This window comes from Caballeronia fortuita, assembly GCF_001544835.2.
Taxonomy (GTDB): domain Bacteria; phylum Pseudomonadota; class Gammaproteobacteria; order Burkholderiales; family Burkholderiaceae; genus Caballeronia; species Caballeronia fortuita.
This window is the reverse complement of the sequence record NZ_FCNX02000018.1, coordinates 120,587-146,858: the sequence shown is the minus strand read 5'-3', so window position 1 is coordinate 146,858 and position 26,272 is coordinate 120,587. Positions and strand designations below refer to the sequence as shown.

At 64.0% G+C, this 26,272-nt stretch carries 26 protein-coding genes; 14 read left to right on the top strand and 12 right to left on the bottom strand.

Features of this window, described 5'->3' with window-relative positions; all coding sequences use genetic code 11:
* Window positions 1-9 precede the first annotated feature (9 nt).
* Window positions 10-2,013, top strand: coding sequence for an acetyl/propionyl/methylcrotonyl-CoA carboxylase subunit alpha (locus tag AWB77_RS28785; RefSeq protein WP_061137872.1), 2,004 nt, complete (start codon window positions 10-12; stop codon window positions 2,011-2,013).
* Here the strand turns inward: AWB77_RS28785 and AWB77_RS28780 are convergent.
* A complete protein-coding gene (locus tag AWB77_RS28780) occupies window positions 2,003-2,530 on the bottom strand; it encodes an OmpA family protein (protein ID WP_061137871.1) in 528 nt (175 codons plus the stop codon). The two genes, AWB77_RS28785 and AWB77_RS28780, sit on opposite strands and share 11 nt — an antisense overlap.
* A 175-nt stretch (window positions 2,531-2,705) precedes the next feature.
* Here AWB77_RS28780 and AWB77_RS28775 point away from each other — a divergent pair, with 175 nt between their 5' ends.
* Window positions 2,706-3,794 carry an AI-2E family transporter gene (locus AWB77_RS28775; protein WP_061137870.1) on the top strand — a complete coding sequence of 363 codons (1,089 nt, stop codon included), beginning with the start codon at window positions 2,706-2,708 and terminating at the stop codon, window positions 3,792-3,794.
* Window positions 3,795-3,893: 99 nt separating this feature from the next.
* Here the strand turns inward: AWB77_RS28775 and AWB77_RS28770 are convergent, their stop codons facing one another.
* The 3 genes from AWB77_RS28770 to pcaH all read right to left on the bottom strand — a co-directional run bounded on the left by AWB77_RS28770 (window position 3,894) and on the right by pcaH (window position 5,605).
* Window positions 3,894-4,199: a DUF2288 domain-containing protein gene (locus AWB77_RS28770; RefSeq protein WP_061137869.1), complete on the bottom strand. Its 306-nt coding sequence runs from the start codon at window positions 4,197-4,199 to the stop codon at window positions 3,894-3,896.
* 88 nt (window positions 4,200-4,287) lie between these two features.
* A complete protein-coding gene (gene pcaG / locus AWB77_RS28765) occupies window positions 4,288-4,896 on the bottom strand; it encodes a protocatechuate 3,4-dioxygenase subunit alpha (RefSeq protein ID WP_061137868.1) in 609 nt (202 codons plus the stop codon).
* Between the two features lie 7 nt (window positions 4,897-4,903).
* The gene (gene pcaH / locus AWB77_RS28760; RefSeq protein ID WP_061137867.1) at window positions 4,904-5,605 is read right to left on the bottom strand and encodes a protocatechuate 3,4-dioxygenase subunit beta; all 702 of its coding nucleotides are present in this window, start codon (window positions 5,603-5,605) and stop codon (window positions 4,904-4,906) included.
* Between the two features lie 115 nt (window positions 5,606-5,720).
* Here pcaH and pcaQ point away from each other — a divergent pair, with 115 nt between their 5' ends.
* Window positions 5,721-6,659 carry a pca operon transcription factor PcaQ gene (pcaQ, locus tag AWB77_RS28755; RefSeq protein ID WP_061137866.1) on the top strand — a complete coding sequence of 313 codons (939 nt, stop codon included), beginning with the start codon at window positions 5,721-5,723 and terminating at the stop codon, window positions 6,657-6,659.
* 200 nt (window positions 6,660-6,859) lie between these two features.
* Window positions 6,860-7,228: a response regulator transcription factor gene (locus AWB77_RS28750; protein WP_061137865.1), complete on the top strand. Its 369-nt coding sequence runs from the start codon at window positions 6,860-6,862 to the stop codon at window positions 7,226-7,228.
* A gap of 6 nt (window positions 7,229-7,234) precedes the next feature.
* Here AWB77_RS28750 and AWB77_RS28745 read toward each other — a convergent pair whose 3' ends face one another.
* Window positions 7,235-7,948 carry a lysophospholipid acyltransferase family protein gene (locus tag AWB77_RS28745; protein WP_061137864.1) on the bottom strand — a complete coding sequence of 238 codons (714 nt, stop codon included), beginning with the start codon at window positions 7,946-7,948 and terminating at the stop codon, window positions 7,235-7,237.
* A gap of 130 nt (window positions 7,949-8,078) precedes the next feature.
* Here AWB77_RS28745 and pip point away from each other — a divergent pair, with 130 nt between their 5' ends.
* A complete protein-coding gene (gene pip, locus AWB77_RS28740) occupies window positions 8,079-9,068 on the top strand; it encodes a prolyl aminopeptidase (protein WP_061137863.1) in 990 nt (329 codons plus the stop codon).
* Between the two features lie 3 nt (window positions 9,069-9,071).
* Here the strand turns inward: pip and AWB77_RS28735 are convergent, their stop codons facing one another.
* Window positions 9,072-10,292: an EAL domain-containing protein gene (locus AWB77_RS28735; protein WP_244158684.1), complete on the bottom strand. Its 1,221-nt coding sequence runs from the start codon at window positions 10,290-10,292 to the stop codon at window positions 9,072-9,074.
* 301 nt (window positions 10,293-10,593) lie between these two features.
* Between AWB77_RS28735 and AWB77_RS28730 the strand changes: the two genes are divergently transcribed.
* The 3 genes from AWB77_RS28730 to AWB77_RS28720 all read left to right on the top strand — a co-directional run bounded on the left by AWB77_RS28730 (window position 10,594) and on the right by AWB77_RS28720 (window position 15,480).
* Window positions 10,594-11,016, top strand: coding sequence for a hypothetical protein (locus tag AWB77_RS28730; RefSeq protein ID WP_061137861.1), 423 nt, complete (start codon window positions 10,594-10,596; stop codon window positions 11,014-11,016).
* Window positions 11,017-11,681: 665 nt separating this feature from the next.
* Window positions 11,682-12,356, top strand: a complete 675-nt coding sequence (locus AWB77_RS28725) for an N-acyl amino acid synthase FeeM domain-containing protein (protein WP_374728723.1) — start codon at window positions 11,682-11,684, stop codon at window positions 12,354-12,356.
* Window positions 12,357-12,510: 154 nt separating this feature from the next.
* A complete protein-coding gene (locus AWB77_RS28720) occupies window positions 12,511-15,480 on the top strand; it encodes a putative bifunctional diguanylate cyclase/phosphodiesterase (protein ID WP_061137859.1) in 2,970 nt (989 codons plus the stop codon).
* 12 nt (window positions 15,481-15,492) lie between these two features.
* Here AWB77_RS28720 and AWB77_RS28715 read toward each other — a convergent pair whose 3' ends face one another.
* A complete protein-coding gene (locus AWB77_RS28715; RefSeq protein ID WP_061137900.1) occupies window positions 15,493-15,702 on the bottom strand; it encodes a hypothetical protein in 210 nt (69 codons plus the stop codon).
* A gap of 169 nt (window positions 15,703-15,871) precedes the next feature.
* Between AWB77_RS28715 and AWB77_RS28710 the strand changes: the two genes are divergently transcribed.
* Window positions 15,872-17,092, top strand: coding sequence for an ROK family transcriptional regulator (locus AWB77_RS28710; protein ID WP_061137858.1), 1,221 nt, complete (start codon window positions 15,872-15,874; stop codon window positions 17,090-17,092).
* Between the two features lie 2 nt (window positions 17,093-17,094).
* Here the strand turns inward: AWB77_RS28710 and AWB77_RS28705 are convergent, their stop codons facing one another.
* Window positions 17,095-17,721: a LysE family translocator gene (locus AWB77_RS28705; protein WP_061137857.1), complete on the bottom strand. Its 627-nt coding sequence runs from the start codon at window positions 17,719-17,721 to the stop codon at window positions 17,095-17,097.
* A 128-nt stretch (window positions 17,722-17,849) separates the two neighbouring features.
* Here AWB77_RS28705 and AWB77_RS28700 point away from each other — a divergent pair, with 128 nt between their 5' ends.
* From AWB77_RS28700 to hutI, 3 genes are all read left to right on the top strand, one after another.
* Window positions 17,850-18,314, top strand: a complete 465-nt coding sequence (locus AWB77_RS28700) for an Lrp/AsnC family transcriptional regulator (protein WP_061137856.1) — start codon at window positions 17,850-17,852, stop codon at window positions 18,312-18,314.
* A 154-nt stretch (window positions 18,315-18,468) separates the two neighbouring features.
* Window positions 18,469-20,142 (top strand): urocanate hydratase, encoded by a 1,674-nt coding sequence (gene hutU / locus AWB77_RS28695; RefSeq protein ID WP_374728722.1) that lies wholly within the window; start codon window positions 18,469-18,471, stop codon window positions 20,140-20,142.
* Window positions 20,139-21,368, top strand: a complete 1,230-nt coding sequence (gene hutI, locus AWB77_RS28690; protein ID WP_061137855.1) for an imidazolonepropionase — start codon at window positions 20,139-20,141, stop codon at window positions 21,366-21,368. The genes hutU and hutI overlap by 4 nt, the downstream gene beginning before the upstream one ends.
* A gap of 83 nt (window positions 21,369-21,451) precedes the next feature.
* Here the strand turns inward: hutI and AWB77_RS28685 are convergent, their stop codons facing one another.
* Entirely contained in the window at window positions 21,452-21,703 is a 252-nt protein-coding gene (locus tag AWB77_RS28685; RefSeq protein WP_061137854.1) for a GlsB/YeaQ/YmgE family stress response membrane protein, read from the bottom strand.
* A gap of 202 nt (window positions 21,704-21,905) precedes the next feature.
* On the opposite strand from AWB77_RS28685, the gene AWB77_RS28680 reads away from it, so the two are divergent.
* Window positions 21,906-22,394: a hypothetical protein gene (locus AWB77_RS28680; protein WP_061137853.1), complete on the top strand. Its 489-nt coding sequence runs from the start codon at window positions 21,906-21,908 to the stop codon at window positions 22,392-22,394.
* A gap of 99 nt (window positions 22,395-22,493) precedes the next feature.
* Here AWB77_RS28680 and AWB77_RS28675 read toward each other — a convergent pair whose 3' ends face one another.
* Together AWB77_RS28675 and AWB77_RS28670 are read right to left on the bottom strand one after the other, a co-directional pair.
* The gene (locus tag AWB77_RS28675; RefSeq protein ID WP_061137852.1) at window positions 22,494-24,299 is read right to left on the bottom strand and encodes an OmpA family protein; all 1,806 of its coding nucleotides are present in this window, start codon (window positions 24,297-24,299) and stop codon (window positions 22,494-22,496) included.
* 139 nt (window positions 24,300-24,438) lie between these two features.
* The gene (locus tag AWB77_RS28670; RefSeq protein ID WP_061137851.1) at window positions 24,439-24,675 is read right to left on the bottom strand and encodes a hypothetical protein; all 237 of its coding nucleotides are present in this window, start codon (window positions 24,673-24,675) and stop codon (window positions 24,439-24,441) included.
* A 149-nt stretch (window positions 24,676-24,824) separates the two neighbouring features.
* On the opposite strand from AWB77_RS28670, the gene AWB77_RS28665 reads away from it, so the two are divergent.
* Window positions 24,825-25,121: a YciI-like protein gene (locus tag AWB77_RS28665; protein ID WP_061137898.1), complete on the top strand. Its 297-nt coding sequence runs from the start codon at window positions 24,825-24,827 to the stop codon at window positions 25,119-25,121.
* Window positions 25,122-25,134: 13 nt separating this feature from the next.
* On the opposite strand, the gene AWB77_RS28660 is transcribed toward AWB77_RS28665, so the two are convergent.
* The gene (locus tag AWB77_RS28660) at window positions 25,135-26,127 is read right to left on the bottom strand and encodes a LysR family transcriptional regulator (RefSeq protein WP_061137850.1); all 993 of its coding nucleotides are present in this window, start codon (window positions 26,125-26,127) and stop codon (window positions 25,135-25,137) included.
* Between the last annotated feature and the right edge of the window lie 145 nt (window positions 26,128-26,272).

The window sequence follows — 26,272 nt, the reverse complement described above, 5'->3', positions numbered from 1 at the left end:
TGTAACGCCATGTTCAACAAAATACTCATAGCGAACCGCGGCGAAATCGCATGCCGCGTGGCGGCGACGGCGAAGCGTCTGAACGTCGGCAGCGTTGCCGTGTATTCGGATGCCGATGCCAGAGCCAAGCACGTCGATGTCTGCGACGAAGCGGTGCATGTCGGCGGATCGGCTGCGTCGGAGAGTTATCTGCGCATCGAACGCATCGTCGATGCAGCGAAGAAGACCGGCGCGCAAGCGATTCATCCGGGATATGGATTTCTTTCGGAAAACGAAGCATTTGCGAACGCGTGCGAGAAGGCGGGCATCGTTTTCATCGGGCCGCCCGTCGAGGCGATCAGCGCGATGGGCTCGAAGGCCGCCGCGAAGGCGCTGATGCAGCACGCGTCCGTGCCGCTCGTGCCGGGCTATCACGGCGACGATCAGGACGCGTCGCTGCTGCAGCGCGAAGCGGATCGCATCGGCTATCCGGTGCTGCTGAAAGCGAGCGCGGGCGGCGGCGGCAAGGGCATGCGCGTCGTCGAGAAGAGCGAGGATTTCGCGCAGGCGCTCGCATCGTGCAAGCGCGAGGCGGCGTCGAGCTTCGGCAACGATCGCGTGCTGATCGAAAAGTATTTGCTGCGTCCGCGTCACGTCGAAGTGCAGGTCTTCGCGGACAAACATGGCAACGCGGTCTATCTGTTCGATCGCGATTGTTCCGTGCAGCGTCGCCATCAAAAGGTATTGGAAGAAGCGCCCGCGCCCGGTCTCAACGGTGAAACCCGCCGCGCGATGGGCGAAGCCGCGGTCGCGGCGGCGCGCGCGGTGAATTACGTCGGCGCGGGCACGGTCGAATTCATCATGACGCAGGACGGCCAGTTCTACTTCATGGAGATGAACACGCGTTTGCAGGTCGAGCATCCGGTGACGGAGATGGTGACCGGCCTCGATCTCGTCGAATGGCAACTGCGCGTGGCGGCGGGCGAGCCGCTGCCGCTGAAGCAAAACGAGTTGAAGGTGCATGGCCACGCGATCGAGGCGCGCATCTATGCAGAGAACCCGTCGCGCGGCTTCTTGCCGTCGACGGGCACGCTCAAGCATCTGCGCATGCCGCACGCGGTGGAGTTTTCGATCGACGGCGACGTGCGCGTCGATAGCGGCGTGCGTCAGGGCGACGCGATCACGCCGTTCTACGATCCGATGATCGCGAAGCTGATCGTGCATGGTCGCGATCGTCGCGACGCGCTCGCCCGCATGGCGCGCGCGGTGGCGGAATGCGAGATCGTCGGGTTGTCGACGAACGTCGAGTTCCTGCAACGCATCGTGAAGAGCGAGCCGTTTGCATCGGGCGATCTCGACACCGGCCTGATCGAACGTCATCACGATACGCTCTTTGCGCCCACGCACGTCTCACGCAACAAGGGCCTCGCGCTCGCATGCGCGGCGCTGCTCACGCGCGAGGGCGGTGAAGCGCACGGTCATTCGCCGTGGGATGCGCTGTCGCACTGGCGCATGGCGGGCGGCTACAGCCAGGACTTGAACTGGCGCGCGCTCGATACCGACGAAGCGCTGAAAGTCGTGTTCACGAAGAACGGCGAAAAACGCCTGCGTCTGAACGATGCCAGCGCGCGCTTCGACTGGTCGCATAGCGGTGAGACGTCGTTTGCCGTCCAGCTCGACGATGCGCTCATCAAAGGCCACGTCTTCACCGATGGCGATGTCTTCCACGTCTTTCACGAAGGCGCGGCCTTTCAGTTCGAATGGCAGAACCTGATGGCGCACGCGGGCGATGCCGAGCACGAAGGGCGGCTTACCGCGCCGATGCCCGGCAAGGTGATCGCGGTGCTCGTGGAAACGGGCGCGACGGTCGAAAAGGGCGCGCCGCTGATGGTGATGGAAGCGATGAAGATGGAGCACACGATCGTGGCTCCGGCTGGCGGCAAGATCGGCGAGATTCTGTTCCAAGTCGGCGATCAGGTCGCCGACGGCTCGCAATTGCTCGTGCTGGAAGTGGCGCAGCCCGCTAGCGCTTGACCTTCGCGGGCGCGCCGAGCAGCGTTTCTTCGTTCTCGGCGCGCACGAGAATCTCCACGCGCCGGTTCAATGCGCGTCCTTCGCGCGTGGCGTTGGATGCGATCGGGCGCAGGTATGCCATGCCCTTCGTCGTGATGCGTTCTGCGGGTACGCCGCGCGCGATCAACGCCTGTGCGACGGTCTCCGCGCGTGCCGCCGACAGCGTGCGGTTATACGCAAGCGAGCCTTCGTTGTCGGTGTGGCCTTCGATCAGCACGGGCCGCATGCTGCGCTTCAATACTTGCGCGGCGCGATCGAGCACCGGCGACTGGGTGTCGCGAAGAGCCGACTCGTCGGTATCGAAGAGCGGCGCTTCGGGCAGGCGCATCTCCACGCCTCCCTTGACCGGCAACATGACGATGCCGTATTGCGCGTTCAACCGATCTTCCTTCGATCGATTGAGGCCGGTCGAACATCCGGCAAGCAGCGCGAGCAACAGGCATGCGCCCATCGTGGTCAGTGAAGCTCTGTCCGTCATTGCACGATCCCTGCGTCGATATGTGCCTCGATTATAGGGAGCGCGAAACGTGCCTTCTGTAAAGAACGTTGCCTGACTGTTCACATCGAGTGGAATGGTTCGTGCGTGATTACAATGCTGGCGAGCGATTCACTTCTTGAGGATCGTCGTCCATCACGAACGGGAACTTTCTTTCATGCCGATCCAGCCGCGCAACGAACCGACACCGGACGCATCCGAGCGCACGCGCAAGATGCAGCGCACCGCTTCCGCCGCGCTCTATGCCGTGCTCGTGCTGGTTGCACTTTACACGGCGCGCACGTTCATTCCGGCGGTCGTGTGGGCGATCGTCATCGCTATCGCGCTCTGGCCGGCTTTCGGCTGGCTCGAGCGCCGGCCGTTCTTCAAGCGGCATCACAACGTGCTCGCGGTCGCGCTGACGGCGGCCATCGGCCTGCTGTTCGTCGTGCCGTTTTTCATCGTCGCGGCGCAGACGGCGGCCGAAGCGCACGACATGCTTCATTGGTTCCACGACGTGCTGCGCACCGGCATTCCGATGCCCGCGTTCATCGACCATCTGCCGATGGGCTCGCAGCAGGTCGCGCGCTGGTGGCAGCAGAATCTCGCGACGCCGCTCGAAGCGTCGCCCGCGGTGAAGGGTCTGCACAGCGGGACGGTCGTCGCGATGACGCGGCACTTCGGCGGGCGTGTGGTGCATGGCCTCGTCATTTTCGGCTTCATGCTGATGACGCTCTTTTTCATCTTTCTTGCAGGCTCGAAGCTCGGCGAACAACTGCTCGCGGGCTCGCGCCGCGCCTTCGGTCAGGATGGCGCCGCGCTCATCAGGCGCATGGCGGAATCGGTGCGCAGCACGGTGGTGGGCCTGGTCGTCGTCGGGCTGGGCGAGGGCGCGCTGCTCGCGGTTGCCTACGCGATCGCGGGCGTGCCGCACGCCACGCTGCTCGGCATGCTGACCGCCGTCGCGGCGATGCTGCCTTTCTGCGCGCCGATCGTGTTTCTTGGCGCGGCGCTGTGGCTGCTCGCGCAAGGCTCGGTGGTGGCGGCGGCCTGCGTCGCCGCGTTCGGGCTGATCGTCGTGTTCGTGGCGGAGCACTTCGTGCGGCCGGTGCTGATCGGCGGCTCGACGCGGCTGCCGTTTCTGCTCGTGCTCTTCGGCATTCTCGGCGGCGCGGAAACGTTCGGGCTGATCGGCCTTTTTATCGGCCCGGCGCTGATGACGATTCTCGTTGTGCTATGGACGGGTTATGTCGACAACCGCGGTTAGCGCATTAGCGTTTACTGCGGTGTCGCGTCGAACGCGCGCTGGCGCCTTCGACGTACGGCGCATGCGTCCCGCTCGCGCGCGAGAGCGCGATTGACGCGTTCAGCCGCGCTCCTGCACGCACACCCACGGCGACAGCACCACCGCCCATAGTTCGGGATCGCGCGCGGCGAGATCGGCGGCGGTTTCGGCCTGCATGCGTTCGACATGACCTGCCGAAAGCCATTGCGCGACCTGCTGCTTGTCGTCGTTGGCGATGGCTTCCGCAACGCTCACGAGATCGATATCGCCCCGCACCCAGATCAGCTTGCCCTGCGCGAAAAAGCGTTCCAGTTCGGACCAGCCTATCTGGGCGGTTTCGGCGAGGAGCTTGACATAGAGCGGGCTGGGCGTGGAGGCGTCGGACATGGGGGAAAGCGAAGAAAAAGACGAAAGGCGTCCGACACTATAGCGCAGTGCCGGACGCCCTCGTTGCCTGCAACTGCCGCGAGAAACCTTACAGGTCGAAGAAAACCGTCTCGTTCGGCCCGCGCAGATTGATATCGAATCGATAAATCGTGCCCGACGATCCCGGTTTCGCCGACGCGCCCGCTTCGCACTTCGCGATCAGCGTGTGACGGCGCTCGGCCGGCACGCTTTGCAGCACGGTGTCCTTCGCGTTGGCGTCGGTTTCGTCGTCGAAATAAATGCGCGTGTAGGTGTGCAGCAGCATGCCGCGCATCAGCACGATGACGTCGATGTGCGGCGCGGAATCGTCGGCGGTGGCGCCCGGCTTCACCGTATCGAAGATGAAGCGCAGCTTCGGATCCGTGCCGGTGCCGCAGCGCGCGAAACCGCGAAAGCCCGACTCGCGCGCTTCCTGCACGCTTTGCACGTAGCGGCCGTTGGCATCCGCTTGAGCGATTTCGATCAGCGCGTCGTTGACGGGCTTGCCTTCGGCGTCGAACACGTTGCCGACGATGGAAATATGCTCGCCCGGCACCTCACGATCCGCGGCGGACGCGGTGAAGAGGCTTTTCAGGTCGAAGTTGTACTGCTCGGGAACGAGGCCGTAAGCGAAGTACGGTCCGACGGTCTGCGATGGGGTCTGTTTCAGCGTGGTCATGTTCGTTTTACTCCGTCGGCGTTTGGTCCGGACCGCGCAGCACGATGTCGAATTCGTAGCCGAGCGCGTAGTTTTCCTGCGTCGTGTCGATCGAGAAGGACGAGACGAGACGTTTGCGCGCGTGCTCGGGAATGCCCTGATAGATCGGATCGAGATCGAGCAGCGGATCGCCGGGGAAGTACATCTGCGTGACGAGGCGCGAACCGAAGTACTCGCCGAAGAGCGAGAAATGAATGTGCTGCGGACGCCACGCGTTCGGGTGATTGCCCCACGGATACGCGCCCGGCTTGATCGTCATGAAGCGATAGCGGCCGTCGTCGTCCGTCAGGCAGCGGCCCGCGCCGAGGAAGTTCGGATCGAGCGGCGCATCGTGCTGATCGGCCTTGTGCACGTAGCGGCCCGCCGCGTTCGCCTGCCACACTTCCACGAGCGTGTTGCGCACCGGGCGGCCGCCTTCGTCGAGCACGCGGCCCGTCACGATGATGCGCTCGCCGAGCGGTTCGCCGTTTTTCGCGGCGTTGCGCGTGAGGTCGTTGTCGAGCACGCCCAGATCGTCAGCACCGTAAACCGGCACGCGGCGATTGCGCAGGTTCTCCTTGAGCGGAATCAGCGGGGAACCCGGACTGCGCAGTATCGACGACCGGTAACCGGGCGACAGATACGCGGGATGAGATTCCCAATCGCGCGGTGTGAGGATGGGGGAGGTCATGTCGACTGTCTCCTGTATTTGTGGAAGTTGAATAGGATGTTTCTGACGGCTACTTTATAGAACGATGCAAGTTATGGAAAATGATGTTTCGTGCCATCTTGCATAACGGATCGTAATGGATACCGACTTCACCAACACCCGCGTCAAGTTCCGGCATCTGCAGTGTTTTCTGGCCGTCACGCAGCTCGGCAGCGTGCAGCGGGCCGCCGATAGCCTGTCGATCACGCAGCCCGCCGTGTCGAAAACGATCGGCGAACTCGAATCCATTTTAGGCGTGCGGCTCTTCGAGCGCGGACGGCGCGGCGCGGTGCCGACGCGCGAAGGGCGGCTTTTCGCGCCGCACGCGAGCGCGTGCGTCGCATCCTTGCGCGAAGGCGTCGACATGCTGTTGCGGGAACGCGGCGACGTGCCGGGATCGATCGCGATCGGCATTCTGCCGACGGTCGCGCCGGTGCTGCTGTCGCCCGCGCTGAGCGCGTTCCGGCAGCAATGGCCGGCAGTGTCGCTGTCCGTCTGGACGGATTCCAACGCGCTGCTGCTGGAAAAGCTGAAGGCGGGCGATGTCGACCTCGTCGTCGGGCGGCTGTCCGAGCCGGAAGCGATGCACGGCTTGTCGTTCGAGCAGATCTATCGCGAGCCGCTCGCGGTCGTGGTGCGCCGCGAGCATCCGCTCACGCTGGAAACGCCGCTCACGCCCGCGCTGCTCGCGCGTTTCGTGATCGTCGTGCCGCCGTTCGGCACGCTGATCCGTCAGTCGGCGGAAAGCGTGCTGACCGCGTTCGGCGCGCACGCGCTGACGGCGCTCGTCGAAACCTTGTCGGTGTCGCTCGGGCGCGCGCTCGCGATGAACAACGACGCCGTGTGGTTCGTGCCGGCAGGCGCGGTCGAGCAGGACATCGCGCTCGGACTGCTCACCGCCCTGCCGATGCCCTTCGCGGGCACCGACGAGCCCATCGGCCTGATCCGCCGCAACGATGCCGCGCGCACGCCGGTCGAGGAAACGCTCGTCGATGCGTTGCGCGAGGCGGGCCGCTCGCGCGCCGGGCGCAAATGACCGGTGCGAGCGGGCGGCGCGCAAGTTGCTGAGGCAGCATTTACCGCGCAGATTTCGCGGGAAAGAAATACTATGACAAAAACGCGGGTACGAAGTGACTGCAACATTCGCCGATGGCGGCGGTCACATCCCACGTTGTCCGCAGCCCTCGTCATTGACCCCCGCCGCACGTACGCGCCGCACTCGAACATGTTCGCAAGATGAAGACTGTATTGCTCGTCGACGACGATCCCGCCACCATCGAAGCCTGGACCCTCTGCATGCAAGGCGAGGATTGCAACGTCTTATGCGCTTTCGACGGCAACAGAGCGTTGACGATACTCAGCGAAGAGCGCGTGGACATCGTCGTATCGGACTGGATGATGCCGGGCCTGGGCGGCGCGCTCCTTTGCCAGACGATGAAGAACGACGCGGCGCTCGCGCACATTCCTTTCCTGATGATTTCGGGGCACCCGAATCCGCCGGCCTTCGTCAGCTACGACGGATATTTGCGCAAGCCTGTCGATATGGGCACGCTCGTCGCGGCGGTGAACCGCCTGTGCGCCGCGAAAAAGCGGCCGCTCTACTGAGCGCGTCTAGCGCAGTTCGGCCAGCGCCACGTCCATCTGCGACTGCGCGAGACGGTTCAGTTCCTGCGGAATCTCGCAATCGAGCGGCAGACAGGGCGTGACGATCACGCGGATATGCCCGCCGTGATCGGGCCAGCCTTTCGCCGGCCACACCTTGCCCGCGTCGTGCACGACGGGCACCACCGGCACCTTCGTCGCGCACGCGAGGCGCACGCCGCCCGACGCCAGCTTGAGCGGCGCGTCGTGCGCGACGCGCGTGCCTTCCGGGAAGATCACGACCGAATCGCCTTTCTTCAGCCGCGCGGCGCATTCGCGCGTCACCGCCGTGTGCGCCTGACGGATCGAGCCGCGATCGAGACTCACCATGTCGAGGCCGCGCAAGACCCAGCCGAAAAACGGAATGTTCATGAGCTCGTGCTTGAACACGAAGCTGATGCGACGCGGAAAGAGCGCCATGAACGTCAGCGTTTCCCACGTCGATTCATGGCGCGACAGGATGATGCATGGCCCGTCGGGCAGATGTTCGAGACCTTCGACCGAGCACGTGACGCCGGTGATGACGCGCATCATCGTGACGACGCCGCCGCACCAGAGCTTCGCGAGCCGGTAACGCCCGTTGCGGCCGAGGAACGGAAAGAGCGGCAGGATCAGAATCGACCAGACGATGCCGCTGCCCAGCAGATAGGTTGCAAAGAGCCACTTGACGAGGGTGCGTCGCATCGGATTCGAAAGATGACAGGTGGGTGACGAACGGCGGAATCCGCAAGCATACGGCATCGCGCGTCATGCGGCGTCATCGAAGCGATGCAACAATGGAGCCCGACGAAACACACAGCAAGGATCAGGTGCAATGGAAAATCAATCGCCGGTGCAGTTCGACGAAGGCATGCTCGACGTGGGCGACGGTCATTCGATCTACTGGCGCGCGCAAGGTCCGCGCGATGCGCCCGTGATGCTCGTCGTGCACGGCGGCCCCGGCGGCGCGATGAACGTGAAATGGGCCGAGGTGCTGGAGCAGGACACATGGCGCGTCGTGTTCTTCGACCAGCGCGGCTGCGGCAAGTCCACGCCGTTCGGCAAGCTGGAGGCGAACGGCATCGATGCGCTCGTCGGCGACATGGAAAAGCTGCGCGCCGCGTTGAACATCGAGCGATGGGCGATCTTCGGCGGCTCGTGGGGCACGACGCTCGGGCTCGCATACGGCGTCGCGCATCCGGAGCGCTGCACGGGCTTTCTGCTGCGCGGCGTCTTTCTCGCGCGGCGCGAGGATATCGACTGGTTCCTGTGGGACGTGCGGCGCGTCTTTCCCGAAGCGCATCGCGCATTTCTCGATGCGATCGAGGCCGCCAGCGGCAAGCGTCCCGCCAACGCGCGTGAAATCCTGGAGATGACCGAGGCGCCGCTCGCGCGCTTCGACGAGGCCGGCACGCGACTCGCGCGCGCGTGGACGCAGTACGAGACGACGCTTTCGGTCGTCAACAAGCCGGAGCGGGAACCGGCCGACGAGGAGAAACGCCCGAGCGCGGAGGCCAACGCGGCGGCCATTTCGATGGCGCTGCTCGAACGGCACTACATGGCCCACGAACTGCCGCCGATTCCGCTTCTGCCGCTCGTCGCGCGCATCGCGCATTTGCCTTGCCGGATCGTGCATGGCCGCTTCGACATGGTGTGCCCCGCCGATCAGGCCGTCGATCTCGCGGCGCGCTGGCCGGGCGCGGAACTGGCCGTCGTGAACGCGGCGGGGCACTGGACCTTCGAGCCGGGCAATCTCGCGGCGTTGCGGGCCGGAGCGGCGGCGCTGGCCGCAACGATTTCGCAGGCGAAGAGCGCGACCGCGTAAGGCTCAGAAAATGGCGGGCGCTTCTTCGGTGAGACTGCGCCAGTCGAGATCCGCGCCGATCACGACCGGTTTCGAGGCGCGCTGCGTCGAGATCGTGAGCGTCACGCACAGCGACGTGCCCGTCACCGAAAGATACGGCGCGCTTGTGACGACCTGCTGCGGTTTTGCGTGGGCATCGACGAAATACGGGCGATTGTCCCAGCGCCCCGTGGACGGATCGGCGATCGGCGCGAAGCGTTGCGTCCGCGTTTTCGCGGCCGCGCCCGCCAATCCGGGCAGAAATTCGCGCCCGGCCTGATCGAGGAAGAAGCAACTGAGCGTGCACGGCAGCGCGAGCAGATCGGCGCATGCGGCCTCGGTCGTCGCGCCGGACGCGAAACGCCGCGCCGCGTGCGTGAGACCCGCGCGATACGGCAGGAGCAGCAGGTCGCTCGCAAGGCGCTCGGTGCGCCGCATCTGCGCGAGCGTATCGAACACGTCTTCGATGATCGGCGTCGCCGCGCCGCGCCCGGCGAGTTGCGCCGAAGGCATGCCGAGCAGATAACCCTGCACGAAATCTACATTCGAGCGCGCAGCGAGCATCAGATCCTCGCCCGTTTCGATACCCTCGGCCACGACGAACATGCCCGACTCGTGCAACAGATCGACGAGCTTGGGCATCAGCGCGTCGCGCATGTGGGCGCTCTTCGCGCGCACGAGGCTGCGATCGAGTTTGACGATATCGGGCCGCAGCGTCAGCAGCCGGTCGATGTTGGAATGCCCCGCGCCGAAGTCGTCGACGGCGACGAGAAAGCCTTGCGCGCGAAACGCATGCGTCGCGCGCGCGATGTCCGCGACGTCCGTGCCGCCGGATTCCAGTACTTCGATGACCAGTTGCTCGGGCGCGAGACCCGCCGCGCGCGTCGCGGATGCGAGCCGCGCGGCGTAGCCGGGCGCGGTGAACGTCGCCGGATTGATGTTGATGAAGAGCCAGTGCGCAGCGGGCAGCATCGGCGCCGCGTTGCGCAGATGCGTGAGATGACTCATGCGGTCGAGCTCGGTCAGCGCGCCCGCGACGATCGCGCGTCCGAAGAGATCGAACGGCCCAACGAGCGCGCCGCCGCCGGCGTCGCCCCGCAGGAGCGCCTCGTAGCCCACTTCGCGCTGATGCGGCAGGCTGTAGATCGGTTGCAGATGCGTGCGCAGCGTGATGCCGTCGACGATCTCCGGGTGCGCGGCGAGCACGTTCACGCGCGGAAGGACGGAATGCGGAAAGCGGGCGCGCGCGGACGAACGCACAAGGCAGCAGTCAGGTCGATGAACGGCACGGCAGTCACGCGTTTCGTTGGGGATGAGCACGATATCGGCCGGTCGTGCATAAACTTGAGCGGCGCGGTCGTCTATACGTTCCATGCGCGAAAAGGGCGCGTCCGGTTTGCCGCCGCAGCCCGCGCGACCTATCTTTGTTGGTGCGATGCTACGATCCGCCTGCAACTTAAGCCGGGCCGCGCTCGTCGAAAGCTGCAACGAACCCCTAGAGAGAGATATGGCGCAACAGAAAACCAATCCCAAACTCGAGCAGGCGCTGACCCGCGGCGATCTCGCGATCCGTCAGGCGAACTCGGGCCGCGCCACCGCGGTGCTGCGCGCCCTTGGCAAGATGATCGTGGAGGCGTCGGCGACGATCGGCGTCGAGGCGCACGTCGTCATCCACGACGGCGACAAGATCTACGATCCCGCCGACGGCGTCTGGCCGCAGCAATTGCTCGTATCGCTGGACGGCCCGGTCGAGGAGAACGATCCGGACGAAATCCGCACCATCACGCTGCTCGCCGACACGCCCGCGACGATATTCCGCTGCGAATGGCAACGCGCCGACGGCAATATCGGCAGACAGGAAGGCCGGCCGCTCGCGATGGTCGCTTTCATTACCGATGTGGATATCCCCTGGCTCGACGAAGAGGACTGATTTCCTAATTCGCCGAAACAACTTCACACTGCCGACATGATTATGTCGTGATAAGGCGGGCGTTCCATTTAATGGACGCCCGCTTTTTTCTTTGCATCTCCGCTGCGCCCGCAATCCCAATCTTTGCGTTTTCGCCGATTCGAACATTCTGCGAAGAAAAAGTGTAAGCAAACGTTACCGAACCCCTTTTTTTATGTGTTTTCCAGCGTTTACGCGATGCTCCGCGCCGCTTCGCCGAACGCTATTCTCCTAACTGCCTCTCGCGTCGATGGGTGGCTGCTCGCCCTCGTTCTTTCTCCCTGATCGGGCTCGCATATTCCAGTACGGCATATGCATATTCTGGTTTGCAGCGGCTACCGGCGATTGGCTTTGCGTCGATTAGAAGCTTTCTTCCACGGTATTAGCCTGAAATTTGCTGAGATTCTGTTGAGAAACAGTGGCAAGCGCGCACCCCGTTATTTGACTTCGTGAGAGGCTCGATTCGCCCGTTTGAGGGACCAACCAGAAAACGTCCTCAACACGCGGCGCCTTTCCAATCGCCAAGAAAAAATGGGGTTTACAAAATGGAACGTCTGAACCTTGCCAGCAATGCCGCCGCTAACCAAACCGAACCGGCGGTTCGCCCGACTCTCACGGTCGTACCCGCGCTTCAGAAAACCGAGCGCATGCCGTTTACTATTCGTATCGTCCAGGACGATGGCGGATTGCAGAAAGCCGTGAGCATCAGACGTTCGGCCTATGGGCGGCATCTGCCCGAATTCGCCGAAAAGATGACGATCGAGCCGTCGGACCGCGATCGCGGCACCGCCGTGCTGCTCGCGGAATCGAAACTCGATGGCGCGCCGCTCGGCACCATGCGCATTCAGACCAACGCGTATGGCCCGCTCGCCGTCGAGCAGTCGGTGCGTCTTCCCGAGCGATTCGCGACGAGCCGTCTTGCCGAAGCTACGCGTCTCGGCGTCGCGGGCGGCATGGTGGGGCGGGTGGTGAAGGTGGCGCTGTGCAAGGCGCTCTGGATGTTCTGCGAGATGCACGGGATCGATTACATGGTCATCACGGCGCGTACGCCGCTCGATCGGGAGTATGAGGCGATGCTCTTCAAGGATGTATTCGGCGTCAACGAATTCCTGCCGATGTCGCACGTGGGCGGCCTGCCGCATCGCGTGCTGGCCAAGGATGTCGCGGCGGCGCGCCAGCGCTGGGAAGAGGCGCGCCATCCGCTCTTCAATTACATGGTGAACACGCACCATCCGGACATCGATTTGCATTCTGTAGATTTATCTTTTGACTGGGAACCGGTACGATGCCCGGAGGCTCCGTTAATGGCTTATGGCAGGTAACGAAAGGCACGACCGTTTTTAGGAAGGTAATAGCGAATAACCGGACCACGGAGCGGTCCGGTTGGCCAAAAAGCGGTGGCGCGCGGGGTTTCGGCTCCGCCGCTGTCGGCGTAGGCGCGTTTCGCGTCGAACGCAAACGGGGGTTTGTCCAGGTATGGCGTCGGTTATTCCAGCTTCCTTATCGAGATTCAGACGCACGGGCTCGTGGATCGACGACGCGCTGTACGCGGTCGCCGTATACGCCGTGCCCTTTCTGATTCTGCTCGGTACGATCGCGACGCTTTATTTCCTGCCGCGCCAATACGAAACGCGCGGCGCCGTGCCGCTCGAACTGCGCATACTCACCGATAAACCCGGCATCGCCACTCCCGGCGATGCGCTCGAAGCCCTGCAAGGCGCGACGCCCGTTTCCCGCTACAGCACGCGTCTCTCCGAAAAGCCCATCTGGTTCAGTTTCACGACGCCGAGCATGAGCGCGGAATCGTCGACGGTCGTCGAATTGCCGTCGCGTCATGCGCAAACGCTTGCATGCTGGAATGCCAGCACGCTTGCGCCGCTCGGCGCAGCGAGCCGCGAAGGCGTGAGCGGAGAAATGCGCGCGGTAAAGGCCGGTTTCTCGATTCAGGTCGGCCGCCTGAAACACGCGCAAGACATTCTCTGCCGGGGCACATTTTCAGGTCCGGCGCAAATCAATGCATTCGCATGGGAATGGCAAGGTCTGCGTAATTCGGCACTCGATTTTCAGGAGAGTTCGGCACTCATCGCGGGCGGCTTGCTGACGCTCGCGGTCTTCGTGTTCGTCACGGCGCTGATCAATCACGAATGGACCTACGTGATTTTCGCGGTATGGCTCGTCGGCAATCTGCGTCTGTGCGCGAACGCAATGGGCTGGGACATGCAATGGCTCGGCCGCGTGCTGCCATCGGATTACATGCAGCCGTTGCGGCAATTCACGTTCGCCGCGTATTACCTGCTGACCGCCGCGCTTTTCCAGCAACTCTTCAGGCGCGAGTTGCGCGTAGTCGGCTATCGATGGCTGCTGCGCGTCATTCAATACGTCGGCATCGTGCTGCTCGCCGCCGCGTTCGCGCTGCCGTATTCCCTTTTCATCCCGGCGCTGTGGATCATCGCCGGCTTCGGCATCTGCGTGCTGCTGTTCTTCCTCGCGCGGCTCGTGTGGATGGCGCGCTCGCGCACCGTGCTGTGGTACGTCGCGTCGCTCGCGGTTGTGCTGTTCTCGACGTTCTCCGAAGTGCTCGGCGCGGCGTTCGGGCTGAAGGTGCTCGTCGGCGGCGTGAATACGGTGATGGCCGCGCTGTCGTCGAGCATGATGGCCGCCTTCGCGATCGCGGAGCAGATGCGCGCCGAACGCGATTTCCGCCGTCAGGCGCAGATGGAATTGCGCAATACCTACGAAGTCACGCCGATCGGCCTCTTCACGCTCGATGCCGACGGCCACTTCGTGCGCGCCAATCCCGCGTTGCGCGCGATGCTCGATCTGCAAAAAGCCGACTACAAGGCGCGGCACTGGAACGACTATTTCGAAGCCGGCGCGTGGGGCGCACTCCAGGCGCTGGCGTCGAAAGGCAGCGACGGCGAGCTCGAAATGGGCGGCTCGCTCGAACGCGGCACCGGCGAGCGCCGATATCTATTGAAGGCGATCCGCTCGAACGGCTGGATCGAAGGCTCGCTGCAGGACACGACCGAACGTTCGAAGGCCGTCGAGCGCCTGCGCTTTCTCGCGGAGCACGATTCGCTGACCGGCTCGCTGAACCGACGCGGCGTCGAGAAGGCAATCGCCGCGCAAAGCGAAGAGACGCTGCCGTGGGCGCTGGCGTACGTCGATCTCGACCGTTTCAAGCTCGTCAACGATCTCTTCGGCCATCGCAGCGGCGACGAAGTATTGCGGCAAGTCGCGGCGCGCACGCGCGCGCACTTCGCGCGCAGCTATCCGGTCGGGCGCATCGGCGGCGACGAGTTCGTCTGCGTGATGAACGATACGTCGATCGAAGACGCCATCGCGCAATGCCGCGAGCTCATTTCCATTTTGTCGGATGCGCCGTATCAGGTCGGCAATCGCGCGTTCCAGGTGAAGGCGTCGATCGGTCTGGTCGAATGCTCGCGCGGCGTGCGCGTGCAGGACGCGCTCTCGCACGCGGATCGCGCGTGCCGCGAAGCGAAGAAAGTCGCGCACACGCATCTCGTCACGTATCGCAAGGGCGCGGCCGCTTTCGAGGAGCGCGCGGAAGAACTGAAGCTCGTCGAGACGCTCGGGCGCAATCGCCTTCCGCCGGGCCTGTTCCTCGTGATGCAGCCGATCATGTCGCTCACAGCGCCGACCGAATCGCTCAACTTCGAAGTCCTGCTGCGCATGCGCTCGCCCGACGGCGCGACGCTGCCCGCAGGCAAGGTGATCGTCGCGGCGGAGGAATCGGGCAATATCGCCGCGATCGATCGCTGGGTCATCTCGACATTGCTGGACTGGATCGAGGCGCATCAGCACCGGCTCGCCAACACGCAGTTCATCTGCGTGAATCTCTCCGGCGGCTCGCTGAACGACGAGCAGTTCATGGAGGACATCTTCGCGCTCTTCGCGCGGCATCAGTCCATCGTGCATTACCTCTGTCTCGAAATCACGGAGAGCGTCGCGCTGCACGATCTGGAAAACACGCAGCGCTTCATCGCGCGCGTGCACGACATGGGCGGCAAGATCGCGCTCGACGACTTCGGCGCGGGCTACACGTCGTTCAAATATCTGAAGGCGCTATCCGCCGATGCGCTGAAGATCGACGGCGAATTCGTGCGTTCGATGTGTGCGCATCCGGCCGATATCGCGATCGTCGAGGCGATCGTCGCGCTCGCGCGCAATCTCGGGATGCGCAGCGTCGCGGAATGGGTCGAGGACGTCGATACCTTGCGCGCGCTGCAGGAAATCGGCGTGGATTACGTGCAGGGCTTCCTCGTCGCGCGGCCGCAGGACAGCGCGGCGATTCTCGCGGCAAGCTCGGCCGCGAGCTTCCTGAAAGATCCGGAAGTGATCAGCTTCGTCGAAGGTCTGTCGGAGCCGGTGCAGGCCACCGTGTTCGACTACGAATGGCACGCGCGCGCGTCGGGCACGCACTGAACGCGCCGCGACTCACGCCGTTTTCATCTCATTCAGAATTTTCGCCGCTGCAATGGGAATGCGCGTGTCATCCCATTGCGCGAGCCATTGAATCTCCTTGCGCGTGAAGTAGCCGGGATGGTTGCGCAACGCAAACTGCAACGAATCGACGATGTGATCGCGGATGATCTGCGGCGCGTTGTCGTCGTTGACGATCGCGTGGAGGGCTTCGAGTGTGCTCATGTTTTCGGAAACGAGGTTGATGGCGATGGCGCTCGCATCGACCATAACCGGCTAAAAATCCGGAAAAAAATCCGCGCGGATGTTTAAATAAAAGCACTCGAATTAATCTAGCGGGACGACCTTATGAATCATTTCCGGCGCGCACGCCTGCGCCGCGAGGCGCGGGCCGATGTCTGAACGGCCCGCGCGCAAAGCTTCGATGCAATCCGTCGGCTCCAATCAGCTCGGCATGCGTCAGTTCAACGAGCGCATCGTGCTGCAGGCGATCCGGCTTCATGGCGCGCTGCCCAAGGCCGATATCGCGCGCATGACGCGTCTGTCGATGCAGACCGTTTCGCTGATCGTCGATCATCTGATCGAGGACGGCCTGCTCGCGAAGGAACCGCGTTCGCGCGTGCGCGGGCGCATCGGGCAGCCTTCGGTGCCGATTTCGCTGCGCGCGGACGGCGCGTTTTCCATCGGCGTGAAAGTCGGGCGGCGCAGTCTCGACGTGCTCTCGATGGATTTCGCCGGGAACGTGCGTACGCGCGAGACGCTGGAGTATCCGTATCCCGATCCGCACACGCTCTTTCCCGCGCTCGAAGAGCGGCTCGCGCGCGTCACGGCCGCGCTCGGCGACGATGCGCTCAAGATCGCGGGCATCGGCGTCGCGGCGCCGCTGTGGCTCGGCGGCTGGCGCGATTTCTTCGATACGCCGCCCGATGCGCTCGCGGCGTGGAACGACATCGACATCCGCGCACGGATCGAAGCGATGACCGCGCTGCCCGTGGAGTTCGCCAAGGACACGACGGCCGCGTGCGCCGCCGAACTCGTGATGGGTCAAGGACGCGGAATACGTAATTTTTTGTATTTGTTCATCGGCACGTTCATCGGTGGCGGGCTCGTCATCGATGGCCGGCTGCATGCGGGGCCGGGCGGCAACGCGGGCGCGATCGGCTCGTTGCCGCTGATCGGCAGCAAGGGCAAACGTGCGGGTCAGTTGCTCAACACGGCGTCGGTGTACGTGCTGGAGAAGGCGTTCGCTGCGGCGGGCGTGCCGGCCGAAGCCGCGCACGACGAGCGCGCGTGGTCGACGGAACTGCGCGCGTTATCGGAAGCGTGGATGCGCGAGACCTGTCCCGCGCTGGCGACGGCCATCGCGTCGTCGGCGGCATTGCTCGATCTCGAAGCCGTGGTCATCGACGGGGAAATCGACCGCGCGCTGCTGCGCGAAGTCATCAGCCGAAGCGACGACGCGCTCGCCGCGTTCGACTGGCAAGGCATGACGCGGCCGCGTCTCGTCGAAGGACAGATCGGCCCCGACGCCCGCGCGATGGGCGGCGCGATCCTGCCGCTCTACGCGCACTTCGCGCCCAAGCACGAGCTTTTTCTGAAGCCGCTCGAAACCTGAGTTCAGTCGAGCGAAAGACGCGCTGCGAACGCGAGCAGGGCGGCGGAGAACGTCCAGCGTTGCACGGTCTGCGCCTTCGGATGACGGCGCAGCCATCCCGAAATCCGCACTGCGCAGGCGGCGAGCGTGAGATCGAACAACACGCCGACCGCGATCAGCACGACGCCCAGTTCCAGCACTTGCGACCAGACCGGCCCCGCCTCCGGCCGGACGAACTGCGGCAGCAGCACGGAGCAGAAGAGCAGCGCCTTCGGATTCAGAATGCTGCTCAGGATCCCCTTTGCGTAGGCCGAACGCAGCGTGAGCGCCGCCGTTCGACCGGGCGCGGCGTCGAGTCCGAACGCGGGCGAGCGAAAAATCTGAATCGCCACATACGAAAGATACAGGCCACCCGCGATGCGTACGCTGTCGTAGAGCCACGGCGCGCTGCGCAAGAGCGCGGCGACGCCGAGCGCCGATAACGTCACGTGCGTCGCGCGCGCGGTGGCAAGTCCGGCCGCAACGGCGAGTCCGTGCCGAAAGCCGCGCGTGCCGCTCGTTTGCAGTACGAGGGCCATGTCCGGTCCGGGCAGCGCGTAGACGACTGCCAGCGCGCCGATGAAAACCCAAAGCAGATGTGCCGAAACCATGATGCGCTCCTGTTGGAAGACTTCATGGTGCCACTTCGATAGGAGCGTTTTGTGGTCTTTTGCGTCGATTTATCGTATTAATTTGGAGCTTTACACTAGAATCATTACTCGAAAAAATGGGAAACACCATGAACGATCTAGACCGTATCGACCGCGCAATGCTCGTCGCGCTTCAACAGGACGGCCGTCTTTCCGTCGCGAAGCTTGCCGAGCGCGTCGGCTTGAGCGAAACGCCGTGCGCGCGCCGTCTGAAGCGGCTGGAAAGCGACGGCTTCATCGACGGATATCGCGCGGTGTTATCGCGCAAAACGCTGGAACTGGGCGTCGTCGCGTTCGCGCAGGTGCGCTTCAGCGTGCACGACCGCGCGCTGTCGGATCGTTTCGAGCGCGAAATTCAGGGCATTCCGCGCATCGTGTCGTGCCATAACGTATCGGGCACGGCGGACTATCTGCTTCAGATCGTCGCGCGCAATCTCGACGAATACGGCATCTTCATGCGCGACGTCTTGCGCACCTTGCCCGGCGTGACGGCAGTCGAATCGATGCTCTCGCTTCGCGAAGTGAAACGCGACGGCGGCCTCCCGGTGCCCTGACGCTGTCTATACAAGAAGACGCACGAATCCACCTCTCGGCCTCGGGATTTCCCTAGTACCCCCTAAGTTGTATATACAAGAAGATGAGCCGGAACCGACTTGGCTGACCGTGCGCGTCCGCCGATCTTCTTTCCCCGATGCTCTGGAGCCTTCCGTGACTTCTTCCCGCTTTCGCGATACCGAGGTCCGCGCGCCGCGCGGCACGCAACTCAACGCCAAAAGCTGGCTGACCGAAGCGCCGCTGCGCATGCTGATGAACAATCTGGACCCGGAAGTGGCCGAGAATCCGAAAGAACTCGTCGTGTACGGCGGCATCGGCCGGGCGGCACGCGATTGGGCGTGCTATGACAAGATCGTCGAGACGCTCAAGCGTCTGGAAGGGGACGAAACGTTGCTCATCCAGTCCGGCAAGCCGGTGGGCGTGTTCAGCACGCATGAAAACGCACCGCGCGTGCTCATCGCGAATTCGAATCTCGTGCCGCACTGGGCGAACTGGGAACACTTCAACGAACTCGACGCGAAAGGTCTCGCGATGTACGGTCAGATGACCGCCGGAAGCTGGATCTATATCGGCAGTCAAGGGATCGTGCAGGGCACCTACGAGACGTTCGTCGAAGCCGGCCGCCAGCATTACGGCGGCGACCTCAAGGGCCGCTGGGTGCTCACCGCCGGTCTCGGCGGCATGGGCGGCGCGCAGCCGCTCGCGGCGACGCTCGCGGGTGCGTGCTCGCTGAACATCGAATGTCAGCAAAGCCGCATCGATTTTCGTCTGAAGACGCGTTACGTCGACGAACAGGCAAGCGATCTCGACGATGCCCTCGCGCGCATTAAGCGCTACACGTCCGAAGGCCGCGCGATGTCGGTCGCGTTGTGCGCGAACGCGGCCGACGTGCTGCCGGAACTCGTCCGTCGCGGCGTGCGCCCGGACATGGTCACCGATCAGACGAGCGCGCACGATCCGCTCAACGGCTATCTGCCGAAAGGCTGGACCTGGGCGCAATATCGCGACCGCGCGCAAAGCGATCCGGCGGCGACCGTGAAGGCCGCGAAGCAATCAATGGCCGAGCACGTCCGCGCGATGCTCGCGTTCCGCGAACAAGGCGTGCCGACGTTCGATTACGGCAACAACATCCGCCAGATGGCCAAGGAAGAGGGCGTCGGGAACGCGTTCGATTTTCCGGGCTTCGTGCCGGCGTATATCCGGCCGCTTTTCTGCCGTGGCGTCGGGCCGTTCCGCTGGGCCGCGCTGTCGGGCGATCCCGAGGACATCTACAAGACGGATGCGAAGGTCAAAGAGCTGATCGCCGATGATGCGCATCTGCATCGCTGGCTCGACATGGCACGCGAGCGCATCAGCTTTCAAGGTTTGCCGGCGCGCATCTGCTGGGTCGGGCTCGGATTGCGCGCGAAGCTTGGCCTCGCGTTCAACGAGATGGTGCGCAGCGGCGAGTTGTCGGCGCCGGTCGTGATCGGCCGCGATCATCTCGATTCCGGTTCGGTCGCGAGCCCGAACCGCGAGACCGAAGCGATGCAGGACGGCTCCGACGCCGTGTCCGACTGGCCGCTGCTCAACGCGCTTTTGAACACGGCGAGCGGCGCGACGTGGGTGTCGATCCACCACGGCGGCGGCGTCGGCATGGGCTTCTCGCAGCACGCGGGCGTCGTGATCGTGTGCGACGGCAGCGTTGAAGCCGACGCGCGCATCGCACGCGTCCTGCACAACGATCCGGCGACGGGCGTCATGCGTCACGCCGATGCGGGTTACGACATTGCGGTCGACTGCGCGCGCGAGCAAGGCCTCGATCTGCCGATGATCGACAAGCGATGAGAACGCTCTGGCAACACTGCCGCGCGGCAACGATGGTCGATGGCAAATATTCGGCCATCGAAGACGCGGCGATTCTGACGGACGGCGCGCGCATCGAATGGATCGGGCCGCGCGCGGCGGCGCCGGATATCGGCGAATGCGAGCGAGTCGATCTCGAAGGCGCGTGGGTCACGCCGGGTCTGATCGACTGTCACACGCATCTCGTTTTCGGCGGCGATCGGAGCGGCGAGTTCGAAGAGCGGCTCGAAGGCGTGAGTTACGCGCAGATTGCGGCGCGCGGCGGCGGCATCGCGAGCACGGTGCGCGCGACGCGCGAAGCGGGCGAGGACGCGCTCTTCGAGACCGCGAGAGCGCGCGCGCTCGGCTTGTTGCGCGAGGGCGTGACCGCGCTCGAAGTGAAATCCGGCTACGGCCTCGATCTCGCGAACGAGCGCAAGATGCTCGCCGTCGCGCGGCGTCTCGGCGAAGCGCTGCCGCTGACCGTGCGCACGACCTGCCTCGCCGCGCACGCGTTGCCGCCCGAATATGCGAATCGCGCGGACGATTACATCGCCTATGTCTGCGATGAAATGCTCCCCGCGCTCGTCGCCGAAGGCCTCGTCGATGCCGTCGATGCGTTCTGCGAGCACATCGCGTTCTCGGCGGCCCAAGTCGAGCGCGTGTTCCAGCGCGCGCACGATCTGGGCGTGCCGGTGAAGCTGCATGCCGAGCAGTTGTCGTCCTTGCATGGATCGTCGCTCGCGGCGCGCTACCGCGCGCTGTCGGCGGATCATCTCGAATATATGACCGAGGACGACGCCATCGCGATGGCGCAATCCGGCACCGTCGCCGTGCTTCTGCCCGGCGCATTCTACATGCTGCGCGAAACGCAGTTGCCGCCGGTCGATGCGCTACGGCGGCATCGCGTGCCGATCGCGCTCGCGAGCGATTCGAACCCCGGCACGTCGCCGGCGCTATCGTTGCGGCTGATGCTCAACATGGGTTGCACGCTCTTTCGCCTGACGCCCGAAGAAGCGCTGGCCGGCGTGACGATTCACGCGGCAAGGGCGCTCGGGCTGCACGCGACGCACGGTTCGCTCGAAGCCGGCAAGGCCGCGGATTTCGTCGCGTGGCGAATCGGCAGGCCGGCGGAGCTTTCGTACTGGCTCGGCGGTTCGGTTCCGCATCGTGTGGTGCGGGGCGGAGCGTTAATCGATGTCGATCGGATCGACAACATCGCGCGATGAAAAAACGCCTCGTTCGAATGCCGACGAGGCGTTTTGCAAAAAATGAAACGACGAGGCACGGCACTTACATGCCCGACGTGCCCTCAGGCGCGCTTGCGGATCATGCCCCAGATGACGAGCAGGATGATCGCGCCGATCACCGAGGCGATCCAGCCCGCCGGCTGTCCCGGCTGATACCAGCCTAGCGCCCGGCCGACATAGCCCGCAATCAGCGAGCCCGCGATGCCGAGGACGATGGTCATGATCCAGCCCATGCTGTCGTCGCCTGGCTTGATGGCCCGCGCAATGAGACCGACGACGAGTCCGACGATCAAAGTACCGATGAATGCAAGCATGCGGTTGCTCCTTGGCAGAGTTTTAAGGCTTCTTGATAGCGTTGCGGATGGATTCCGGATGATCCCGGCCTATTCAAATTAGCACGGCGCAATGCGTTTGGGTATGACACTGGCCGTTCGGCCAACCCTCGAAGCACAAACGATGCCGCGCGCCGCCCCAAGGTAAAATTCGTCGCATTGCCTCACTGCATGCCTTCACACCATGACCGATTCCGACTTTTCCTCCACCGAGGACGCGATCCACGAAGACCGCCTGTGGCGCGACGACGGCTGGACCGCGCGCGTGATCAAGAACGAAGACGACGACGGCTGGGCCGTCGAGATGATCCAGACGGGCGAGGCGGAGCCTGCGCTCGTCGGCCCGTGGACAATGGGCCGCGACAAGAAAAATCCCAAGCCGCTCGATGCCAACGCGTTCCGCACGCTGGTCAAGACGGCATCGGAAGTATTGCGGCGGCATGAACAGCAGCGTCACGCGATGCTGAACAAGAATGTCACCATCGGCGTAGCGGGCGAGGACATCACCGTCACGCTGGAGATCGTTCCGGATGAAGACGATCCGTACGCCAATCTCAAGGCCTTCGATGCGTATGGCGCGCAACTCGCGTTCGTGCGCGTGTCGCCCGCATTCAAGCTCAGCAAGGCAAGCGCCGAGCGTTGGGCCGAGAACGATTTCGCAAAGCCGAACTAGACCGGCTGCGAGGCGCTGACGGCGCGCGCAAAAAGCAAAACGCCGTCGCGCTTTCGTGCGACGGCGTCGTGAGCGGAATCACGCGAGTAGGGTTCTCGCTTAGCCCTTTCTGACGACAAACTCGATCCGGCGATTCGCGAAACGTCCGCTGGCGGTATCGTTGTCGGCGATCGGGTTCGCGTCGCCGTAGCCTGCGGCCGTGAGCGATTGCGGCGGGACGCCGTTTCGAACGAGGTATCCGCGGACCGCCTGAGCGCGTTCCTTCGACACTTCCAGTTTCGCGGATGCCGCGCCTTGCGCGTCCGAGAATCCAGCGACTTCGAGATTGACCATCGAACCTTTCGCGGCGCAATTTTTGAGCAATTGGGCCGTTTCGCCGAGCGTGGCGTATGCGCTTTCAGGCACTTGCGCGCTCGAGCGCGCGAAGTTGACGACCTGGAGGTCCAGCACGCGCGTCAGCTTGCTGCCGGAGCAGGGCGTTTCGGTGGCGAGCAGGCTCTTCATCGCGCTGCGAAAGGATTGCGTCGCGGTGGCGACTGCGCCGTCGACGTCGAACGCTGCGACCTGGAACATGCCGCCGAGCGCGCCGCGCAGACGATCCGTCCAGCCCGACTTCGCGCTCGCCGCCGTGCCGCTCAGTTCGACTTTCGAGCCGCTGATCTTAGCTTCCGCACCGGGCACGGCCATGAGCGGGAAGAAGTCGTTCAGACGCGAGAGCCAGGTTGCCGGACGCGTTTCGGGAACGACCGAAACGGTCGCGGTATAGGCCTTTCCGAAGCGCGCAGTCAGCGCATCGATCAGATGCTTCTTCTCTGCTTCCGTGCCAACGGTCGCCTCGATCGCCGGAGCGCCCGAAGCATTGACGTTGAACAGCAACTGCGCGTCTTTCCAGGATGCGGGTGCGGGCTTGGATGCCGCCGCGCTCGTGGAGGCCTCCGGCGGATCGATGGGCGCCGCAGCCGGCGCTTCGGTCGTAATCGCCGTAACCGGCGGCATGGCCGACGAAGCGGGCTCCGGCTCGCTCGCGACCTGCTGCGTGGCGGGCGCGGCGCTCAGATCGACACTGCCGCTATGCGTGAAGCCGCGGTAATAGACCAGCGCGAGAATGGCGGCCAGCACCGCGAACAGCATCCAGACCCATTTGTTCGAACGCTTCGGCGACGGCTTGCGCACGGGCGCGCGCATCGGCGGCGGGGGCGGCGTCACGGGTTTCGAAACAGGCGCGCTTTGCGGGGCCGCCTTCATGGCCGGCTCGGGCGGGAGCGCTCCCGCCGCCACCATCGCGACATCTCGATCGGTGTGCGGTTCGAGGCTCGAAGCGACCGTATCCAGGCGCGGCGTGATGCAACTGGTGAAGCCTTCCGTATTGCCGACGCCGATAGCCGTAGCCACCGCGTTCGACATCGACCCATTGATCTCGCCGACCTGTTCGCGCAACAGCTTGGGAAGCTGCGGCAGACCCCACTGCGCGAGCAGGAAGTGCCGCTTCATCACGCCGAACAGCACGGCGGCGACGATGCCGGCGAGCGCCGACGTCGCTTGCGTGGGAACGCCCGTTTCGGCCGATACGGCGTCGGTCAGAGCGTCGACGCGCTGTCCGGTCGCGAGCGCGGCGAGCATATGACCGTTGGTTTCGAGCTGCTTGAGCCCGCCAGTGGTCGCGATCAGTTTCGGTAGCTGATCCGCGATATAGGCATTCGTCTCCTGCTGCATGATGACGGAGAACACCGACTGCGAGCCGGGAACGAGCGTCGCCCGGTCCATCAGCGATGCCACGAGTCCGGGCGCGATACGTGATGCGAGTTGCCGGACGATCTGCCCCGGAATGCCGAACTGCTGCGACAATTGCTCCGCGATGGGTTCCGAGATCGCGGCGTTGACCGCCTGGACCAGATTGATGCTCATCGACTGAATTTCCTTTCTACATGAGCGCTTGACGCAAGCGCGAGGGTGTGGCGCATTCTATATGCACAGTTATCCTAAAAAGATTCGTGCAAACATCTTTACGAAAATGGTGTTTTCAAACGACTGAAATTGCGTTCTCTCAGCGTGCGCGCAGCGTCAGTTCCGAGAAGAAGTTGACGATGCGCTTCCCCGCGACGGCCAGCCAGGACGGTTCCGCGGGCGCGGGTTCCGGGTTCTGTACGGAAAGCGCGACGAGCGACAGCATGGAATGGGAGCGGAGGAGCGCGCGGTATGAGGCGTCGAGCGGCGATGTCCACGCGCATGCGCGGCAATCGTGCTTCGCGCACATGTTGCAGGGAGGTTGATCGCGGTTCATGGCAGAGTCCTTGACAGTATCCGCACATGATCTTCGATACGTTATCGTTAGACGATCAGAGACATCCGATTGAACTCTTAGTTTCGATCTCGGAAATAGGACAAACTAAGGCGATGATGCGCCTGCGTGCCACTGAAAGGAGATTGGCGATGCACTACCTGTTGATTTATGAACTTCGTTCAGACTATCTGGAGCGGCGCGCGGAATTCCGCGACGCGCATCTGGCCCTCGCATGGGCGGCGGTGGAGCGCGGGGAGATCGTGCTCGCGGGCGCGCTCGATGCGCCCTCGGATCGCGCAATGCTGCTTTTTCACAGCGATTCACCGGCCGCCGCCGAGGCTTTCGCGAAGAACGATCCTTACGTGACGAACGGGCTCGTCGAGCGATGGGAAGTGCGCAAATGGAATACGGTCGTGGGCGCGAATGCCGCCACGCCAGTGCGATAGCGCGACGCTTGCATCACGCGTCGGCGGTTTCTTCCTCCGGCCGATCGCGGCGCGTCGGCCCGCGACGCTGCGCCGCGCGATACAGGCTCGTCAGCGTGGCGTCGATCTGCTGCGAACGCTCGAAAAGCGTCGCGAGCCAGTCGACGAACACCGACACGCGCGGCGTCGCCTGACGGCTTTTCAGGAATGCCACCGACACCTCGAGCGGCGGCGACTTCCATTGCGGCAGCACTTCGCGCAGTTGTCCGGAACGCAGATAAGGCTGCGCCGCGATGCGCAGCGGCTGGATCAGCCCGAGCCCTTCGACGCCGCACGCGAGGTACGCGTGCTCGTCGGCGACCTGCACGAAACCGCGCATCTTCATGGTGACGGCCTCGCCGTCCACGTCGAAGTCGAAATCGGCGGGGCGTCCGCTCTTCTCGGACAGACAATTCACCGCGACATGCTGCGCGAGTTCGTCGAGCGTTTCCGGCATGCCGTGCTTTTCCAGATACGCGGGACTCGCGCACGTCACCTGTTCGAGCATGCCGAGCCGGCGCGCGATCAGACCGGAATCCGGCAATTCTCCGAGCTGCACGCTGCAATCGACACCTTCGCCGACGAGATCGACATTCCGGTTGCCGATCCCGATCGACAGTTCGATGTGCGGATAACGCGCGTGAAACTCCGGCAGCGCGGGCACGACGATCGACGTCGCGACGGTATCCGGCATTTCGACGCGCAGCCGCCCGCGCAGACGCTCCTCGCCCGCGCCGAAACCGGATTCGAGTTCGTCGATATCGGCGAGGATCTGCGCGCAGCGCTCGTAATAAGCGGCGCCGTCGACGGTGAGATTCAGGCGCCGCGTCGTGCGTGCGAGCAATTGCACGCCGACGAGCGCCTCGAGTTGTTGCACGGTCGTCGAAACACTCGCGCGCGGCATGCCGAGCGACTCGGCGGCGCGCGTGAAACTGTTCGTATCGACGACACGCGTAAAGACACGCATGGCATGGACGCGATCGATCACGTTGAGTTTTCCTTTTATGACGATTGAATGGCGATGCGCGGAACGAACGGCTCCGCCGCGGCGTTGAAGCTGCGGAAAAAAGGCGCATCGGCGATGGTTAGATCGTACGGACGGGAAGCGTCAACGTGAATACACAAAAATGGCG

What these genes read in the sequence shown, in the direction of transcription:
- AWB77_RS28785 (WP_061137872.1), top strand. Translation starts at nt 10, where the DNA reads ATGTTCAACAAAATACTCATAGCGAACCGCGGCGAAATCGCATGCCGC.
- AWB77_RS28780 (WP_061137871.1), bottom strand. Translation starts at nt 2,530, where the DNA reads ATGACGGACAGAGCTTCACTGACCACGATGGGCGCATGCCTGTTGCTC.
- AWB77_RS28775 (WP_061137870.1), top strand. Translation starts at nt 2,706, where the DNA reads ATGCCGATCCAGCCGCGCAACGAACCGACACCGGACGCATCCGAGCGC.
- AWB77_RS28770 (WP_061137869.1), bottom strand. Translation starts at nt 4,199, where the DNA reads ATGTCCGACGCCTCCACGCCCAGCCCGCTCTATGTCAAGCTCCTCGCC.
- pcaG (WP_061137868.1), bottom strand. Translation starts at nt 4,896, where the DNA reads ATGACCACGCTGAAACAGACCCCATCGCAGACCGTCGGACCGTACTTC.
- pcaH (WP_061137867.1), bottom strand. Translation starts at nt 5,605, where the DNA reads ATGACCTCCCCCATCCTCACACCGCGCGATTGGGAATCTCATCCCGCG.
- pcaQ (WP_061137866.1), top strand. Translation starts at nt 5,721, where the DNA reads ATGGATACCGACTTCACCAACACCCGCGTCAAGTTCCGGCATCTGCAG.
- AWB77_RS28750 (WP_061137865.1), top strand. Translation starts at nt 6,860, where the DNA reads ATGAAGACTGTATTGCTCGTCGACGACGATCCCGCCACCATCGAAGCC.
- AWB77_RS28745 (WP_061137864.1), bottom strand. Translation starts at nt 7,948, where the DNA reads ATGCGACGCACCCTCGTCAAGTGGCTCTTTGCAACCTATCTGCTGGGC.
- pip (WP_061137863.1), top strand. Translation starts at nt 8,079, where the DNA reads ATGGAAAATCAATCGCCGGTGCAGTTCGACGAAGGCATGCTCGACGTG.
- AWB77_RS28730 (WP_061137861.1), top strand. Translation starts at nt 10,594, where the DNA reads ATGGCGCAACAGAAAACCAATCCCAAACTCGAGCAGGCGCTGACCCGC.
- AWB77_RS28725 (WP_374728723.1), top strand. Translation starts at nt 11,682, where the DNA reads ATGCCGTTTACTATTCGTATCGTCCAGGACGATGGCGGATTGCAGAAA.
- AWB77_RS28720 (WP_061137859.1), top strand. Translation starts at nt 12,511, where the DNA reads ATGGCGTCGGTTATTCCAGCTTCCTTATCGAGATTCAGACGCACGGGC.
- AWB77_RS28715 (WP_061137900.1), bottom strand. Translation starts at nt 15,702, where the DNA reads ATGAGCACACTCGAAGCCCTCCACGCGATCGTCAACGACGACAACGCG.
- AWB77_RS28710 (WP_061137858.1), top strand. Translation starts at nt 15,872, where the DNA reads ATGTCTGAACGGCCCGCGCGCAAAGCTTCGATGCAATCCGTCGGCTCC.
- AWB77_RS28705 (WP_061137857.1), bottom strand. Translation starts at nt 17,721, where the DNA reads ATGGTTTCGGCACATCTGCTTTGGGTTTTCATCGGCGCGCTGGCAGTC.
- AWB77_RS28700 (WP_061137856.1), top strand. Translation starts at nt 17,850, where the DNA reads ATGAACGATCTAGACCGTATCGACCGCGCAATGCTCGTCGCGCTTCAA.
- hutI (WP_061137855.1), top strand. Translation starts at nt 20,139, where the DNA reads ATGAGAACGCTCTGGCAACACTGCCGCGCGGCAACGATGGTCGATGGC.
- AWB77_RS28685 (WP_061137854.1), bottom strand. Translation starts at nt 21,703, where the DNA reads ATGCTTGCATTCATCGGTACTTTGATCGTCGGACTCGTCGTCGGTCTC.
- AWB77_RS28680 (WP_061137853.1), top strand. Translation starts at nt 21,906, where the DNA reads ATGACCGATTCCGACTTTTCCTCCACCGAGGACGCGATCCACGAAGAC.
- AWB77_RS28675 (WP_061137852.1), bottom strand. Translation starts at nt 24,299, where the DNA reads ATGAGCATCAATCTGGTCCAGGCGGTCAACGCCGCGATCTCGGAACCC.
- AWB77_RS28670 (WP_061137851.1), bottom strand. Translation starts at nt 24,675, where the DNA reads ATGAACCGCGATCAACCTCCCTGCAACATGTGCGCGAAGCACGATTGC.
- AWB77_RS28665 (WP_061137898.1), top strand. Translation starts at nt 24,825, where the DNA reads ATGCACTACCTGTTGATTTATGAACTTCGTTCAGACTATCTGGAGCGG.